The 14663-nt window shown below is 64.1% G+C and carries 14 protein-coding genes and 1 tRNA gene; 5 read left to right on the plus strand and 10 right to left on the minus strand.

Going from position 1 to position 14663, the window contains the following annotated elements; genetic code table 11:
* Nucleotides 1-7 precede the first annotated feature (7 nt).
* From V0U35_RS09160 to V0U35_RS09195, 8 genes are all read right to left on the minus strand, one after another.
* A complete protein-coding gene (locus V0U35_RS09160; RefSeq protein WP_330196399.1) occupies nucleotides 8-961 on the minus strand; it encodes a hypothetical protein in 954 nt (317 codons plus the stop codon).
* Between the two features lie 60 nt (nucleotides 962-1021).
* The gene (locus tag V0U35_RS09165; RefSeq protein ID WP_330196400.1) at nucleotides 1022-1633 is read right to left on the minus strand and encodes a DNA-3-methyladenine glycosylase family protein; all 612 of its coding nucleotides are present in this window, start codon (nucleotides 1631-1633) and stop codon (nucleotides 1022-1024) included.
* Nucleotides 1634-1662: 29 nt separating this feature from the next.
* On the minus strand, nucleotides 1663-2874 hold the full coding sequence (locus V0U35_RS09170) for an ABC transporter permease (protein ID WP_330196401.1): 1212 nt from the start codon (nucleotides 2872-2874) through the stop codon (nucleotides 1663-1665).
* Nucleotides 2875-3672, minus strand: coding sequence for an ABC transporter ATP-binding protein (locus V0U35_RS09175; protein WP_330196402.1), 798 nt, complete (start codon nucleotides 3670-3672; stop codon nucleotides 2875-2877).
* Nucleotides 3669-4883, minus strand: a complete 1215-nt coding sequence (locus V0U35_RS09180; protein ID WP_330196403.1) for an efflux RND transporter periplasmic adaptor subunit — start codon at nucleotides 4881-4883, stop codon at nucleotides 3669-3671. The genes V0U35_RS09175 and V0U35_RS09180 overlap by 4 nt, the downstream gene beginning before the upstream one ends.
* 102 nt (nucleotides 4884-4985) lie before the next feature.
* Nucleotides 4986-5606 (minus strand): hypothetical protein, encoded by a 621-nt coding sequence (locus V0U35_RS09185; RefSeq protein ID WP_330196404.1) that lies wholly within the window; start codon nucleotides 5604-5606, stop codon nucleotides 4986-4988.
* Nucleotides 5607-5660: 54 nt separating this feature from the next.
* Nucleotides 5661-5840 (minus strand): hypothetical protein, encoded by a 180-nt coding sequence (locus V0U35_RS09190; RefSeq protein ID WP_330196405.1) that lies wholly within the window; start codon nucleotides 5838-5840, stop codon nucleotides 5661-5663.
* 141 nt (nucleotides 5841-5981) lie between these two features.
* Nucleotides 5982-6068: transfer RNA gene (locus tag V0U35_RS09195), tRNA-Leu, on the minus strand.
* A gap of 152 nt (nucleotides 6069-6220) precedes the next feature.
* Between V0U35_RS09195 and V0U35_RS09200 the strand changes: the two genes are divergently transcribed.
* Together V0U35_RS09200 and V0U35_RS09205 are read left to right on the plus strand one after the other, a co-directional pair.
* Nucleotides 6221-6841, plus strand: coding sequence for a helix-turn-helix domain-containing protein (locus V0U35_RS09200; RefSeq protein ID WP_330196406.1), 621 nt, complete (start codon nucleotides 6221-6223; stop codon nucleotides 6839-6841).
* Nucleotides 6842-8491, plus strand: coding sequence for a M28 family peptidase (locus V0U35_RS09205; protein ID WP_330196407.1), 1650 nt, complete (start codon nucleotides 6842-6844; stop codon nucleotides 8489-8491).
* A 97-nt stretch (nucleotides 8492-8588) separates the two neighbouring features.
* Here the strand turns inward: V0U35_RS09205 and V0U35_RS09210 are convergent, their stop codons facing one another.
* Both V0U35_RS09210 and V0U35_RS09215 read right to left on the minus strand, forming a co-directional pair.
* Nucleotides 8589-10490 carry a vWA domain-containing protein gene (locus V0U35_RS09210; protein WP_330196408.1) on the minus strand — a complete coding sequence of 634 codons (1902 nt, stop codon included), beginning with the start codon at nucleotides 10488-10490 and terminating at the stop codon, nucleotides 8589-8591.
* Between the two features lie 91 nt (nucleotides 10491-10581).
* Entirely contained in the window at nucleotides 10582-11370 is a 789-nt protein-coding gene (locus V0U35_RS09215; RefSeq protein ID WP_330196409.1) for a competence/damage-inducible protein A, read from the minus strand.
* 78 nt (nucleotides 11371-11448) lie between these two features.
* Between V0U35_RS09215 and V0U35_RS09220 the strand changes: the two genes are divergently transcribed.
* The 3 genes from V0U35_RS09220 (at nucleotide 11449) to map (ending at nucleotide 14655) form a co-directional block, all read left to right on the plus strand.
* Nucleotides 11449-11916, plus strand: a complete 468-nt coding sequence (locus tag V0U35_RS09220) for an acyl-CoA thioesterase (protein ID WP_330196410.1) — start codon at nucleotides 11449-11451, stop codon at nucleotides 11914-11916.
* Between the two features lie 77 nt (nucleotides 11917-11993).
* A complete protein-coding gene (locus tag V0U35_RS09225; RefSeq protein WP_330196411.1) occupies nucleotides 11994-13709 on the plus strand; it encodes a M28 family peptidase in 1716 nt (571 codons plus the stop codon).
* Between the two features lie 112 nt (nucleotides 13710-13821).
* Nucleotides 13822-14655 carry a type I methionyl aminopeptidase gene (gene map, locus V0U35_RS09230; RefSeq protein ID WP_330196412.1) on the plus strand — a complete coding sequence of 278 codons (834 nt, stop codon included), beginning with the start codon at nucleotides 13822-13824 and terminating at the stop codon, nucleotides 14653-14655.
* The last annotated feature ends 8 nt before the right edge of the window (nucleotides 14656-14663 follow it).

Consider the following 14663-nt stretch of genomic DNA (forward strand, 5'->3'; position numbering starts at 1 on the left):
GCAGCTGTCAGGCCGCACCCCGGTCGCGGAAGCCCGTGGGGGCATCGGGATCGATATCAAAGGTGCGCTCGCTCTTGGGCATCGGCTTGTTCTCGCGGAACAGCTTCTTCGAAGCTTTGGAGAGGACGAGTTTCAGATATGCTCCCGGCCCGTCCGTATCCGCCGATTTCGGATTGATCCCGAATTTGCGGCGCAGAACGCCATTGGCGTGCAGCACACCGTTTTTGAGCATCGATTCCGGTGTCACGATCTCCATCGTCACCGAGACATTCAACCCTTCCAGGTTCTGCACCCGATGCGGCCCATGCAACGGCCACGCGGTGAACATGCCGGGCTCCAGGTCGACTGCCTCGCAGGCATCATCCCAGGACGGATCGAAGGGTAGGTCCTCTGTCTGTTCGAGATGGAGGATCGCCTCCATACGCTCGTCGGTCACGTAAGGGGCTTCGGCCGGATAGACGCGAATGCGCTTCTTGCCGCGCACATGCCAGAGAATGGTCTCCGACACATCGGAATGGATGAAGACCTGCGCCGTCGGCGATGAAATCAGGATGCCGCTCTCGTGATTGAGTGCCCGGTAGCCGGGATTAAGCCGCTTCATGTCTGCGACCATCGCCTCGAAGAGCGGGCGATAGACCGCGTCATCGGTCATCGCGCGGCGCAGATTGATCCACAGCTTGCCCTTGCGGACGCTGTCCATCAGCTCGGCTCCCGAGCGGTCGCCCGGATCGCCGGCGCGCCAGCTGTCAGCCCCCTCGTCCAGGTCGCCCATCGTGCAGAAATCGGTCATGTCGCGCGGATGCCGCTCGATCAGGGCCGCCAGCGCAGCGTCGGAGAATTCCGGGCGTTCGTGCAGATTGTGGCGGGCGACGACGACCTTCTGGCGGAAGTTCGCGCGCGTACCTGCGTCCCAACCGGAGACGACTTCGCCCGCAGTGACCGTTTCGCCTGTCCCGTTCATGGCCATTCCTCCTGTTCGCGTGTCAGGCGAGCAGGATTCAGGCCAATTGGCCGCTAGCGCCTATTCCACAGGCGGGGCATCGACATGGTTCCACATGTAAAGCGCCAGGTACGAGCGATGCGGCGCAAAGAACGAAGCGGTCCGGACGGTCTTGCGGCGCGGGCTGGTCAGGCGTTCCAGCGTCTTGCGCGCAGCGACATCACCATCGGGCCAGACATCCGGGTCACCGAAATAGAACATGCTCATCATGTCCGCCGTCCACTGCCCGACACCCCAGATCGCGGTCAGGCGCGCGGCACGATCCGGTGTGGAAAGGGCGCGAAGTTCTTCCGCATCCAGCCCGCCCTCCCGTGCCGTGCGCGCGATGGCGCAGATCGCCCTGGTCTTGGCCCCGGACAGGCCGCAACTCCGCAATAGATCAGTATTGTCCTCGCAGAAATGGGACAACAGATCACCGCCCCCGGCACTGGACTCGACCCGCCCCCAGATTGTGCTGGCCGCCTTGGTGGACAGCTGCTGGCCTGTGATCGCCCGGCACAGATACTCGCCAAAAGGTAGATCGGCGCGGCTGCGCATCTCCAACGGCCCGGCCATCTCGATCGCGCGGGCCAGCGCCGGGCTGATCGGGGCAGCGGTCTCGACAAAGCGGGCGTGAATGGCGCGATGGGGCATTGGTTTTCTCGGCGTCGCTGGCGCGACTATCAGTTCCGGACAACGATGCTGGGGTCCAGCATCGCGGCACGGTAGGCCGGAATCACGCCCGATACGAAGCCCGCTGCGGCACCGACCGCCGAGGCCAGCACAAAGGCGTCGAGATCCAGGATCACCGTCCACCCCCAGATCGACTCCATGACGGCACCGCCGGCCACTGCCATCGCCATGCCCGCAAGCCCTCCGGCCAGTCCGAGAAGCAGGTTCTCGACGGAAAACTGGAGGAAGATATCCCCCGGATAGGCACCGTGGGCCATCACCAGGCCGATATCGCGCCGCCGCATGGTAACGGCAGACCAGGTGTTCGCCCCATAGCCGATCACCGCTGCGGCCAGCGAAATCGCCGCGATCGCGAACAATAGCCGCGCGATCAGCGTGCGTTGCTGCTCCAGGCTCGCAACCGGTGCCCCCGGATCGGCATAGAGGAAGGGTGAGGCTTGCGAGAGCGGAGCCCCGTATTGCCGCCGCAACAGGCGGTCTGCGGAAATCGTCGCCGAATGGAGGTCATCCCGGTTTCGCAACACGACGGTCAGCCGGTCTGCCTCTCCCGGCGCGAGGCTGGTATTCGCCGTGAAATAGCGTGCCGTGACATGGAAGGGCGCGATCACGGCATCGGCAAACCGTGCCGCCAGCCGGGTATCACCCGGCGCGAACACCCCGACGACATCACAGGAAATGCCATTGACCCGGATACGGCGGAGCGGGCCGGCGTCGCGTGGCAGGAGATCGCCAGCTGCCTGGTGCCCCAGAAGGCAAACGCGCCGGGACCCCTGCAAGTCCTCACGGCTGAGTAGGCGTCCGCTCGCCAGTGGCATGTCGGCCTCGAACCGGTAATCACCCATGACACCGTAAACGTCGATATCCCGCCGCCCGTGGAGCGATTGCGCCGGAATGCGCCGCGCAATCCGCCACGCAGCGGCTCCGTCGATGGGCTGGGGCAGGCCGTCACGCAGCCGGTCGAGATCGGTCAGTTGCGGCGAGACGGCGCGTTCGGGCGCATAGAAATTCGGCGAGATCACAACGGACCGCGCATACGCCCCATAGGACAGTCGCTCGATCTCGACAGAAAAGCCCTGCAGGATACCGATGGACAGGACGACCGCCGCCACGCCGGTCCCGAGAATCAGAACCATCAGGGCTGATCTCAGCGGCCGGCTGGTCACAGACCAGATCGCCAGGGCCGCATCGTGCAGCGGCCGCATTCAACCGCCTTCGATCGACTGGACCCGCCCGCCCTCGAACGTGATCGTGCGGGTCGCGAAATGCGAGGCTTTGAGAAGAATCGGATCGTGCGACGCCACGATCACGCACGCCCCCCGCTCCGCTTCCTTCCGCAACAGGCGCAGCACAAGTTCACTGGTCGTGGCATCGAGCGCGGCCGTCGGCTCGTCGCAGATCAGCAGGCGCGCTTCACGGGCCAGGGCGCGGGCCAGTCCGACCCGGTGGCGCTCACCCCCAGACAGGCAATGGACGAGCCGGTTGGCCTTGCCGCCAAGCTCGACTGCCTCGATGGCGGCCCGTGCCCGCTCCACGGCATTGGCATGGCGGTCCGAGCAAAAGCGAAGCGGCAGCAGGACATTGTCCAGCACGCTCATCCGTTCGATCAGGCCGCCATCCTGAAACAGAAAGGCGATATTGTTGCGGCGGACCTGCGCCTTCCCCCACGAGGAAAGACTGAGGCAACATCCGCCGTCGATCTGGAATTCACCACCGCTGGGACTGTCGAGTGCCCCGAGAATGTTCAGGAGCGTGGATTTCCCCGAACCGGACCGTCCCGCGATCACCGTGACTTCGCCGCTGCGGAAACTCATCGTCCCGGCCAGGGTCAGCGCCGTCACCCTGTCGCGGCCGGATCGGTAGTGACGCGACAACTGGTCGATCCGGATATGCAGCGCTTCGGAGCAAGCTGGTCTGGCGGGCTCTGCGGCCGGCCGCAGCCAGCCGAAGAGGCGGTGCAGGGTGGCCCGGATGTCGGGACGCTGGGCCACCCGGGACGTCATGACGGCCCGAGCTCCCGTGTGATCACCTGGTCCCCGATGGCGAGGTCGCCCTCGAGTATTTCGACGAACTGTTCGTCCTCGGCCCCGAGCCGCACCGCCAGCATGCGCGGCGCGCCATCGCGCAGGACGAACAGGCGGCGCTGGCCCTGGCGGATCATCCGTCCGGCAACAAGGCCGATATAGGCGGCCCGGCGCAAATTCTCGGTCGGGAAATCCGGTTCGATCCCGACGGCGCGTATATCATCGTCGGTGATCCCCTCGGGGAACCAGTCCGTTGGAATCACATAGAGCGCCGCGACCGGAACGCGAAGGACGAAGCGGGCCTCGGCGTGAACTAATTCGACCGAAGCCGTCATTCCGGGCAACAGCTGCTGTTGCGGGTCTTCGGCCTCTATGATGACCGGATAGCTGACAAAGCGCCCCTGCGTGCGCGGCGACGGCCTGACCGGTCCCGCCACGCCCTCGAAGGTCTCGTCAGGATAGGCATCAACGGTGAACCGGACCCGCATTCCGGGCTGGACCCGGCCAATGTCGCCTTCGGCAACCAGAGCCTCGATCTCGACCCGTGACAGGTCCGCCGAGACCAGGAACAGGGTTGGAGCACTCTGGGCAGCACTGACGGCCTGCCCGGCTTCGACAAGCCGGTCCTGGACGAAGCCGTCGATCGGACTTCGGATTTCGGTGCGGGACAGATCGAATTCGGCCTGCTCAACCCCGCTTTCGGCGAGTTCCAGCGATGCGGCGGCTTCAGCAAGCCTGGCCGTGGCGGTATCGAGCCTTGCCCGGCGCTCATCGAGTTGGGATTGCGGCAGCGTGCCGCGTTCGACCAGTGCCTCGCCGCGCTCAAGCTCCCGATCAGCCGTCTCCTGTTCGATCCGGGCGACTTCATGACGGGCCCGCGCGGTACGGGCCGCGGCCCGGGCCTGGGTCAGGCGGGCTTCAAACGGGGCCGGGTCAATGCGCGCGAGCAACTGGCCTTCCGCGACCGGATCACCGAAGTCGGCGAAAATCCCGGTCAGCCGGCCTGAAATCTCGGCACCAACCTCGACCTGGGTCGCGGGCTGAATGCGGCCAACAGCCGGGACGATGTCCTGAATGTCACCGCGCTCAACGGCGGCCGTTTCGTACTGGGTGCGGGATTCCCGGGCCGCAGCATTACAGCCCGCCAGTGCGAGGGCAGACAGGATCGCGACCAGTGCGCGTCCGTTCATGCCCTCCCCCTCGGCTACTTCGCCCGAAGGAGACGATATAACAGCCAGGCCGCATTCTGCCAACAAAATTCACAATCCATGCTTGAGAAAGTCTTGCCCACACTAGGGCTCCGAAAGCGTAACCGCCGTCATCACAAGTCCCGTTCGGCTGTTCTCTTCACGCAGCCACCACCCCGTCCGCGAAGACAGGGAAACCTGCTTGTTCTGCGCGGGCCCGTCACCGGACGATTGCAGATGGAAGGTGTGGACCGGATGGGTTTCGCTCCCGACATCGACCACGCCGCACCCGGTCAGCGTCACCGTGTGTTCCTCGCGGCGGCCTCCGGGCCCCTCAACCGTGAACCGGACTGATTGCCCCGGGGCCAGCGCCGCAATTGCCGGGCCGGGGTCACGGCTATAGCGCCACTCCTGAACAGTCTGTCCCCCAGACCCCAGCACACGCAGGGGCAGAAGCACGCCGCCAATCGTGTCGAGAAGCGTGCCCTCGTCCATGCCGATCTCGTCAGCGCCGGCACCCGCGCCCTGGTGATAGCGGACCCGCAGGCCGTCGCTGCCCGCGACGACATTGCGAAGGACCACCGGATAGGGCGCGCCATTGAGCCGGCCCTCATAAGTGGCGGAATAGCCGGGCTGAAGCGGTGTGATCGGTCCGATCGGGCCACACAAGTCGCTCTGCGTCCCGGATTGCAGGAAAAGGGTCAGCGCCGCAAATACGTCGATCATGAAAGGCAACTCCGGACGGTGCGGCGGGACCGCAGCCCCGCCGCGCCCGCTCCGCTACTCGATTTCGGCCATCGTGCAGGCATTGTAGCATGTGCCGAAACACATGGTGAAATCCCCGCCATAGAGGCCTTCGCACTGGCCGAGGCAGGCACTGGCGCACGGCGAGGCCATGGCCTGCGAGACGACCGCGAGGGCGAGCAACAGCCCGCCGGCGAGTTTCTGTCCAAGTTTCATGCTTTCCTCCCCTGGTTAGCGCCGGGAAGGAATCCACAACTTTTGCGTGTTGTCTAGATCGCGCTTGGGTTGCGCTAGAAAGCAGGTCGCCTCTCCGGTGGAATCTTTCACCGGACGGGAGCTGGCCATAACGGGAAAAAGTGGTGCGGGCGGCCGGACTTGAACCGGCACGGGATTACTCCCAACAGATTTTAAGTCTGGCGCGTCTACCAATTCCGCCACGCCCGCACTGACGATCCGCATTCATATGAAGTTTCCCGCCGGCTTCCTAGACCACAAGCCGCGCTGAACACCGTAGTCGGGAGTCAGAACCAGGGCTCGTCTGCAGGCTGTCCAAATTTTAATTTCATAATTTGGCGTTATTTTGATTATTTGGGTGCATGACACGCTCATACATCGACCCCGATCACCCGGACACCTACTGGATTCTCGATCCCGACCAGATGGTTTGCCTGGCTTCGGCCACGCGCATGACGCTGCTCGACCGGCTCGCCGTCGACGGCCCCATGTGTCCCGAAGACCTTGCCTATGCTGCGGCCCTGAAGCCGACGGCCGTCTATCACCATGTGAAGAAATTGCTGGCCGTCGGTCTCGTGGAAATCGCCGGTCAGCGCCGCATGCCCGGGGCGAAGAAGCCGCAGACCCTGTACCGGACACCTGCCCCGAAAATGCGGCTTCTTCGGGCCTTCGGCGATCCCGCCAATGCGACGCGCCTGTCCAACACCGCCATGGCTATTCTGCGCCAGGCCGAGCGTGATGTGGCCGATGCCTTCTCCATGGCGGACACGCATGCAGAAGGCCCCGAACGCAATCACGGTTTCTTCCGGCTCGCAGCCCGGCCGGATGCCGCGACACTCGCAGCCATCAACGACCATCTCGATGCCATCGCCGATCTTCTCTGGTCGTCGAATGCCGAAAACGGGCGGCCCGTCTCGCTCGCCTGGGCGCTCGCCCCCCTTCCCGAAACCCGCAACGCCGGTTCGACAAACGGAGACAGCTAGATGACACGTATGATCGCGGTATCGCTCGCCGCATTCGCCTTTGCCGCCCCGGCCACTGCGGATGACTTCGACACGGCCTACAACGCCATAACCGGGGAAAATATCGCCGCCGACGTCGCCGTTCTGGCGTCTGACGAATTCGAGGGCCGCGGCCCCGGCGGACGGGGCGAACGCCTGACCATCGACTACATCGCTTCGCGGTTCGAGGAAGCCGGTGCCGGCCCGGCCTTTGACGACAGCTATTTCCAGCCCTTCGGCATCGCCGAATACGTCAAGAGGAATACCGCGGACTTCGACCTGTCCGGTCCTTCCGGCACCCTCGGCCTCGCGCTGGCGAGCGACTATGTCCTGTTTGCCGGACAACCGGGGGAAAGGCTGGAACTGACGGACAGCACTGTCGTCTTCGGTGGCTTCGGGATTACCGCGCCGGAAGAGGACTGGGATGATTATGCGGGCCTCGACCTGACCGGCCGCACGCTGGTCCTGTTCCGGGGTGATCCCGGCACCGCTACCAATGACGAAACCCTGTTCGATGGCAATGCCCTGACAGTCCACGGCCTCGTCGGGACCAAGTTCGAGACCGCCGCAGCGCAGGGCGCGAGCGCGGTGATTCTGATCCATACCGAACAGAGCGCGGGCTATCCGTGGGCAACCCTGTCGTCCGGCGGTGTCGGCGGCACCCAGTATTTCCTCACCGAGGACGACGGTGACCATCTGACCATGGTCGCCCATGTCAGCGAGGAGGCCGGACGGCGCATTTTCGACGCGGCGGGACTGGATTTCGACACCGTCTATACCGAAGCCGCGACACGCGGTTTCCGGGCCATTGAAAGCGAGCTGACGGCATCCGGGACTCTGGAGGGCCAGGTCTCACTCGCCGAGACCAACAATGTCGTTGGCCGTATCACGGGCAGCGAAGCGCCCGAGGAGTGCGTCATCTACACCGCGCACTGGGACCATATGGGGATCAACCCGCTCGCGCCGACCGACGATACGATCTTCAACGGCGCGCTCGACAATGCGACCGGCACCGCGATGCTGATCAATCTGGCGCGGGCTTATGGATCGCTCGACACCAACCCGCGCCGCTCGGTTTATTTCTTCGCCACGGCGGCCGAGGAACGGGGCTTCCTGGGTACCGAGCACTATATCTCCGACCCGGCCTGCGCGCTGGCCGACACGGTCGCGGTCTTTAACATGGATGCCCACTTCCCCTTTGCCGATCATTGGCAGGCCATGACCGTTCCGGGACTGGGGACCAGCGAACTGGAGGACATTCTGGGTGACGCGGCGGCCCGGCTTGGCCGCGAACTGCAGGAAGATTCCAACCCGGCGGCGGGCGGATTTTTCCGGTCCGACCACTGGCCGTTCATCAAGGTCGGTGTGCCGGGCATCTATGCCGTGGGCAGCCCGAATGAAGCCCAGGTCGAGGCCGACCCCGACATCCTGCCACGCTTTGCAGCCTACATGACCGGCGGATACCACCACGCTGCCGACGAGTACGACGCCGAGGCCTGGCTGATGGGCGGGATCGAAGGCGACGCCCGTATCTATTTCGAAGCCGGGCATTCGGTCGCCAATGACGACCGCTACCCGAACTTCTATCTCGACACGCCCTACCGGCGCTTGAGGGATGCCATGCTGCGCTGACCGGGGCTTCTCGGTCCCTCAGCCGATCACCGGCCAGCGCGGGGGCATCGCGGCCCGGATTCCGAAAGGAAGCCGGGCCGTCGTGTCTTTCCAGGCTCTAATTGCCGGGCTTTAGGGGCGACTGGTCGGCGACGCGGCCCGCCCGCTCGACCAGCGACACGAACTCGGCGCGATAGCCGTACGGATCCTCGCCCTGGACCAGCGACGCGGCGTGTGCCAGCGATCCGAACCCGTAGTCGCTTTCCGCGATATACGGGTCACCGCGCAGCATCTGGGCGAACCCCGCGACATGGATCGAGAACTGCGTGTCGGCACTCGCCTCGCCCAGGTCCGACACGGCGTCATCAAGTGTCACCGGGCGTTCGATCAGGATGCTCTCGTCTTCGCCGGGCCGCTTGTAGCGGATACGCAGGAAGGCGAATTCTGTCCCGGCTTCACCCGTTGCCTCTGGCGTACCATAGCGCAGCGGGTCAACCAGGCGGGCGTCTGAATCCGGCGCCGTGATCTCGTAGATCGCCGTCACCGAATGACCCGAGCCAATCTCGCCGGCATCGACCGCGTCATTGTTGAAATCCTCGCGGTTCAGCATCCGGGTCTCGTAACCCACGAGCCGGTATTCGGCGACCATGGCCGGGTTGAACTCGATCTGGATCTTCACGTCATTGGCAATCGGGAAGAGCGCGGACGAGCTTTCCTCCACGAGGAAACGCCGGGCTTCACGCTCGCTATCGATATAGGCCGCGATGCCATTGCCGTTCTGGGCGATGGTCTGCATCAGCTGGTCGTTGTAGTTGCCCCGGCCGAACCCCATCACCGAAAGGTAGATGCCGCTCTCACGCTTGCGCGCGACGAAATCTTCCAGTCTTTCGTCTGACGTGATGCCGACATTGAAATCGCCATCAGTCAGCAGCATGACCCGGTTGACCGCGTCCGCGTCGAAATTCTCCTCGGCGAATTCATAGGCGAGACGCAGGCCTTCTCCGCCAGCGGTCGACCCGCCCGCTTCGAGCATGTCGAGCGCTGCATGGATGCAGTGCCGGTCTTCGCCGCGCGTCGGTTCCAGGATCGCCCCGGCGGCACCGGCATAAACCACGATCGAGACCGTATCATCGTCGTCGAGCTCGTCGGTCAGCATGTGCAGGCCGGCCATGGCCAGCGGCAGCTTGTCCGGGGCTCCCATGGAACCCGAGACATCGACCAGAAAGACGAGATTGGAACGCGGACGCTCATCGGCCGGAATGTCATAGCCCTGGATGCCGACATGGAGGAGCTGGGTCTCGGCATTCCACGGGTTTGGCGTCACGGTGACATTGGCCGCAAATGGCGCGTCCAGGCTTTCCGGCAGGTCGTAGGCATAGTCGAAATAATTGACCATTTCCTCGATTCGCACCGCGTCACGCGGCGGCAGGCTGTCATCATTGAGGAAACGGCGCACGACCGCATAGCTCGCCGTGTCGACATCGATGGAGAAGGTCGAGACCGGTTCTTCCGCCGTCACCCGGACCGGGTTGGCATCCACGTCCTCATAGCGCTCCCGGTCGATATCGCCGGGCATGGGCTGGGGCTGCAGTTGGGGACTGGCGATACCAGCGGATCTTGGCAAACCCGTTGTCGCGACTGTCGCCGCATCAACGACCTGCAGCGGCGAGTTAGCGCTGAATTCCCGTTCCTGCCGACTACCGGTAACGGCGACGGAATCGCTGGAGTCCGCAGCTTCAGGAGCGGGAGGCGGTGGCGGTGGCGGCGGCGGTGGAGGGGGTGGCGGAGGCGGCGGTGCAGGAGGTGGCGGCGTTCCGGTGGCGGCGGTCCGGATACGACCGGCATAACCATTGTTTTCGCGGCCGGCGCGATGGGCCACCAGAGTCGGACAGGCTTCGAAGATATCGGCCTGTTCAGGAGCCGGACGGCGCTGCGTCAGTGCGGACGCTTCCGGCGCTTGCGGAAAAGATGTCAGCGCGACGGCGCACACCGCCGCGCCCATCAGAAAACGGTTTCGCATGAAGTCTCCCCTTCCCTTGCGATTCCCCAGCGCTACTACCCTTCCGGGCGAAAGCAACGAGGTTCGGGCCAAAAAAGGGCGATTTCGGGATTCAGCGCTTCGCGCCATCCTCCAGCACCGGTTCGCCACCGGCGTCCCGGACGATCTGCATCAGGGCCTCCCCGGCGGAGTTCAGGGCACCTTGGTCTGTGGAACGGGCGACCAGGTTGGTGCCGCGCCTGGGCGCGCCGTCACGGGTCTCGATAAAGAAGGGATACGACCCGATGGAGACTTCCAGTGTACCCGCCTGCAAGGTGCGGAGCGCTTCGGCAAGGTCGCCTTCGCGCAGCCCGCCCGCAGAGACGGTAATGGCGTGGGTTACCGCCCCGCCTTCCAGCCTGTGCGCGACATCTTCCAGCATGCCGCGCATGATTTTCGGGACCCCGGCCATCACGAAGACATTGCCGATCTGGAATCCCGGTGCGCCAGTCACCGGGTTGGTGACCAGGCTCGCGCCATCGGGGATCCGCGCCATGCGCTTGCGAGACTCGGTCAGCGGTGTCTTGGAGCGCGAATACCAGTCCTCGATCACCGCAAGCGCATCATCGCGCACGTCGATGGACACACCGAAAGCCGCCGCGACCGCATCGGCCGTGATGTCGTCATGGGTCGGGCCGATCCCTCCGGTGGTGAAAACATAGGTGCAGGACGTGCGCAGCGCATTGAGCGCCATGACGATCCGGTCAGCCTCGTCGGATACGATGCGCGCCTCGGCCACCGCAATGCCCAGCGGCGCGAGGAAGGTCGCGATTTCCTGCAGATTGACGTCCCGGGTCCGGCCCGACAGTAGCTCGTCACCAATCAGCAGCACGCCTGCGGTTACGCGTTTTGGTTTTGCCATGGAGGCCTTCCCTCTACTTTCACAGGCTATATAGGACCAGATGTGATAGCTGGCGACGACCGTGTTGGGAGAGACGAGATGCATGACAGCTGGGACCTGCCCTGCCCCCATATTCACACGATTACGGCTGTGAAGGCGGACGAAGACGAATTCGGTCACGTCAACAATGCGCGCTATCTCAACTGGGCCGACGAGACGGCGTGGTCGCACTGGGATGCCGATGTTCCCGAGTATCCGCGCAAGGACTTCGCCACCTACGACCTCGGCATGGCGATCGTCCGGTCCGAGGCTGACTATCTCGGCCATCTGCGCGCGGGGGACCGGATCGAAGCTGCCGTCTGGGTGACGATGTCGGACAGACGGCTGCGAGCCGAACGCCGCTTCCAGTTCCGCCGCGCCGACACCGGGGACACCGTCTTCCGGAGCGTCTGGAAGCTCGTCTGTTTCAAGCTTTCGACCGGACGCCCCGCCCGTATGGGCGAAGCCCTGAAACGGCACTACCGGGTCCTGCCCGCCGTTGCTGACGCACTCGTGACGGAAAATTAAAGCCCTTGCGCATTGCCGGGGCGGACCGCGTGCCTATAGTCCGCGCGCTGACTGATTTGGATTGCTGGGAGATGTCCATGAAAGCGATTTATGCCGCCCTGGCCGCGGCCGGGCTGGGACTGAGCGCCTGTTCGCAAGGCAACGAGGCCGCCACCACGATGGACACCGCCTCGGCTAACTCGGCCACGGTACAGACCGGGTCCGCGGGTACCGGCCTTCCGGATATCTCCGCTGGCAATATCGAAGCCCATATCCGTTTTTTGGCCCACGACCTGATGGGCGGCCGCGACGCGGGGTCTGAAGAATTCCTGCTGGCGGCCAATTATGTCGCGACGCAGTTCCGCCTCATGGGCCTGGAGCCCGGCGGCGATGACAATGGCTACTTCGCCATGGCCCCCTTCCAGCGGGTTTCGGTCGACGCAGACGCGTCGTCCCTGACTGTAGGTGAAGGCGCGGATGCCGTTTCCTACACGCATGGCGAGGACGTGTTCATCAGTGCCAACCCCGCGCTCGACGACGGCACGGCCACAGGCGAGGTTGTTTTCGTCGGCTACGGGCTGACCCTGCCCCATCACGACTATGACGATTATGCCGGCATCGACGTGACGGGCCGGATTGTCGTCGTGATGAGCGGCGCGCCCGATATCATGGCGTCCGACGAGCGTTCCCACCAGCAGCGCAGTTCGACCAAGCGGGCCACGGCCGCCGCGCACGGCGCGATTGGCATGATCACGATCTCTTCGATGGGGGCCGAGCAATTTGCCAGCACCTATGGCAATTACGTGGGCCGCTCCAGCGTGGAGCTTGCACCCGAAGCCGCCGAGGAGGCATATCGCCAGCTCGTCGCCAGCGCGACCATTTCCGCCGATGTCGCCGCCGAAATCTTCGCTGACGCTCCGATGTCGCTCGATGAGGCGGTCGCGGCGATGGAAAACGGCCCCTCCAGCTTCGCGACCGGCACAAGCGTGTCGATTACCCAGCGGTCGGTCCGCGAACTCTACGAGGAACCCAATGTCGTCGGCATCCTGCCCGGAACCGATCCCGAACTGGCCGATGAATACGTCATCCTGACCGCCCACCTCGACCATATCGGCACCTTCCCCGAGGAACAGACCGGCGTGATCAGCGGCTGCCGCGTATCAGGTCCCGAAGACCACATCTGCAACGGTGCCGTGGACAACGCTTCGGGCGTTTCGGTGATGCTCGAAACCGCCCGCACCTTCATGGAAGAAGGCGCGCCGCGCCGGTCCGTCGTCTTCGTTGCCCTCGCGGCCGAGGAGAAGGGCTTGCTGGGCTCGGAGTATTTCTCAACCAATCCGACCGTGCCGCATGACGCCATGGTCGCGAATGTCAATCTGGACATGCCGGTTATCGTCTATGAGTTCTCTGACGTGATCGCGTTTGGTGCCGAACGGTCCGAACTCGGCCCGATCGCCACACGCGCCGCCGCACGCCTGGGGGTAACGATCAGCGATGACCCGATCCCGCAGCAGAACCTCTTCGTTCGGTCCGATCACTACAATTTCGTGCGCCAGGGCGTCCCGTCCCTGTTTCTGATGACGGGATTCTCCTCGCCCAACCCGGCCTGGGACGAAGGTGAAGGCTTCATGGGCTTTCTCAACACCCACTATCACCGGGCCAGCGACCAGCTCGATCTCGACCTGCTCTATGACCAGGCGGCCAAGTTCGCGAACATTAACTACATCATCGCGCGCGAAATCGCAGATGCCGACGAGGCGCTGACCTGGAATGAGGGTGATTTCTTCGGCGAGTATTTCGGCTCCGGAGACTGAGTGTTAACCCGGCCATCAACGGGCCCGGTGTAAAACTTCAGGGTGCGCGGCGTTTCCATCACCGCGCACCCTCGCTATATGTGCCACAGACAAGCCATTACGAAGACGATCAATGAACCTCGCCTACGACATCCAGGAAGACGACGACACGCTGACCCGCGACGGGCGGATCAAGCTGCATGACGCGGCCGGGTTTGAAGGCATGCGCAAGGCGGGCCGTCTGGCGGCCGAGACGCTCGATTACATCATCCCCCATGTGCAGCCCGGAGTGACGACGCAGGCAATCGATGACCTGATCCGCGAATACATGCTCGACCATGGCGGCGTGCCGGCCACGCTCGGCTATCGCGGCTACACCAAGTCGTCCTGCACCTCGATCAACCATGTCGTCTGCCATGGCATTCCGGGAACAAAGCCGCTGAAGGATGGCGATATCGTCAATATCGACGTCACCGCCATCGTCGATGGCTGGCATGGTGACACCAGCCGCATGTATGTCGCCGGTGAGTCGCGCCGGAAGTCCGAACGCCTGATCGACGTGACCTATGAGGCGATGATGGCGGGCATCCGCTCGATCAAGCCGGGCATTACGCTCGGTGACCTCGGCGCGACGATCCAGACCTATGCCGAACTCAACCGCTGTTCCGTGGTCAAGGATTTCTGCGGCCATGGCATTGGCCGCATCTTCCACGACACGCCGAACATCCTTCACTATGGCCGCAAGGGCGAAGGTGCCGAGTTGAGACCCGGCATGTTCTTCACCGTCGAACCGATGCTGAACCTTGGGCGCGCGGACGTGAAAATCCTCGCTGATGGCTGGACGGCGGTGACGCGCGACAAGTCGCTGTCGGCGCAGTTCGAGCATTCGGTGGGCGTCACCGAGGACGGGGTGGAAATCTTCACCGAGTCCCCGACCGGGCAGCACAAGCCCCCCTATTCCGGCTGAACCGGGAC

The organism is Hyphobacterium marinum (genome assembly GCF_036330325.1).
In the GTDB taxonomy this organism is placed as follows: domain Bacteria; phylum Pseudomonadota; class Alphaproteobacteria; order Caulobacterales; family Maricaulaceae; genus Hyphobacterium; species Hyphobacterium marinum.